General features: G+C 75.2%; 2 protein-coding genes. Both read left to right on the top strand.

Annotated elements, in window-relative coordinates:
- Positions 1 to 1077 (top strand): beta-ketoacyl reductase (locus ACFV0G_RS38790; RefSeq protein ID WP_380558438.1); only part of this gene is annotated, 1077 nt, incomplete at its 5' end.
- A 43-nt stretch (positions 1078 to 1120) separates the two neighbouring features.
- Positions 1121 to 2001, top strand: an 881-nt coding sequence (locus ACFV0G_RS38785; protein WP_380558435.1) for a beta-ketoacyl synthase N-terminal-like domain-containing protein, incomplete at its 3' end; no start/stop codon positions are given.

The raw sequence follows: 2001 nt of genomic DNA, 5'->3' as shown, positions 1-2001 counted from the left end.
GTCCACATCGCCGGCGTCCTGGACGACGGCATCGTCTCCTCCCTCACCCCCGATCGGCTGGCCGCCGTGCTGCGGCCGAAGGTCGACGCGGCCTGGAACCTGCACGAACTGACCAAGGACCGCCCGCTTGCCGCGTTCGTCCTGTTCTCGTCCCTCGCCGGGGTGTTCGGTGCGGCCGGCCAGGCCAACTACGCGGCTGCGAACAGCTTCCTGGACGCCCTGGCGGCCCACCGCCACGCCGCGGGCCTCCCGGCGACCTCGCTCGCCTGGGGCTTGTGGGCGGACGACGGCGGGATGGCCGACACCCTGGACAGCGCCGACGTCGAGCGGATGGCCCGCGGAGGGGTGGCCGCGCTGTCGGTGGCCGAGGGCCTGGCCCTGCTGGACACGGCCGCGGCTCTGCCGCACCACCCGGTGCTGGTGCCCGCCCGGCTCGACCTGGCCGCCGTCCGGGCGTCGGCCGCACAGGGCGGGCAGGTGCCGGCCCTGCTGCGGTCCCTCGTCCAGCCGCCCGTCCGCCGCGCCGCCCGGGCGGCCGTGGCCGATCCGGCCGCGGAGCTGCGGCGGCGGCTCGCCGGGCAGTCGGCGCAGGACCGGGAGCGGATCCTGCTGGAGGTGGTGTGCGGCCAGGTCGCCGCCGTCCTCGGCTATGCGGGGGCGGCCGCCGTCCAGCCCGGCCATGCGTTCCGCGAGCTCGGCTTCGACTCGCTGACCGCCGTCGAGCTGCGCAACCGCCTCACCGCGGTCACCGGCCTGCGGCTGCCCGCGACGCTGATCTTCGATCACCCGAGCCCCGTCGACCTGGTCGCCCACCTGTCCGCCGCCGTCCCGCAGGAGGGGGACCCGGCCGGTCCCGGCGTCTTCGCCGAACTCGACCGCCTCGCCGAGGCCCTGGCGGACACCCCGACCGATGCGGAGACCGGGGCGCGGGTCACCCTGCGCCTCCAGGCCCTGCTCACCCAGTGGCGGGACGCCCTCGGCGGCCCGGCCGACCCCCTCGACGACCATCGCGACCTCGACACGGCCACCGACGACGAGCTCTTCGACCTGCTCGACGACGAGCTCGAGACCTCCTGACCCGGGCGCCACCCCCATTCTTTGCCGCAAGGAGCGGACGGACATGCTGAACGAGGACAAGCTGCGCGACTACCTCAAGCGCGCCACCGCCGACCTGCGCAATGCCCGGCGGCGCCTGCGCGACATGGAGGAGCGCGACCGGGAGCCGATCGCGATCGTCGGCATGGCCTGCCGCTACCCCGGCGGGGTGGCCTCGCCCGAGGACCTGTGGCAGCTGGTGGCCACCGGGACGGACGCCATCGGCGGCTTCCCCGCCGACCGCGGCTGGGACGCCGACGCGCTGATCGACGACGACCCGGACGCGCACGGCACCAGCTACGTCAGCCAGGGGGGCTTCCTCTACGACGCGAGCGCGTTCGACCCGGCCTTCTTCGGGATCTCGCCGCGCGAGGCCCTCGCCATGGACCCGCAGCAGCGGCTGCTGCTGGAGACCTCCTGGGAGGCGTTCGAGCGGGCCGGCATCGACCCGCGCACGCTCAAGGGCAGCCGCACCGGCGTCTTCGCGGGCCTGATGTACCACGAGTACGCCAGCCGGCTGGGCGCCGTGCCCGAGGGCGTCGAGGGCCACCTCGGCACGGGCAGCTTCGGCAGCGTCGCCTCCGGCCGGGTCTCCTACACCTTCGGGCTGGAGGGTCCGGCGGTCACCGTCGACACGGCCTGTTCGTCCTCGCTGGTGGCACTCCACCTGGCTGTCCAGGCGCTGCGCAGCGGCGAGTGCACCATGGCCCTGGCGGGCGGTGTGACGGTGATGTCCACCCCCGGCACCTTCGTGGAGTTCAGCCGTCAGCGCGGCCTGGCCACGGACGGCCGCTGCAAGGCGTTCTCCGACGACGCGGACGGCACCGGCTGGGGCGAGGGCGTCGGCATGCTGCTCGTCGAGCGGCTGTCCGACGCCCGCCGCAACGGGCACCCGGTGCGCGCCGT

Origin of the sequence: Kitasatospora sp. NPDC059571 (genome assembly GCF_042735675.1) — a bacterium.
Taxonomy (GTDB): domain Bacteria; phylum Actinomycetota; class Actinomycetes; order Streptomycetales; family Streptomycetaceae; genus Kitasatospora.
This window is presented reverse-complemented; position numbering and strand designations above follow the sequence as displayed.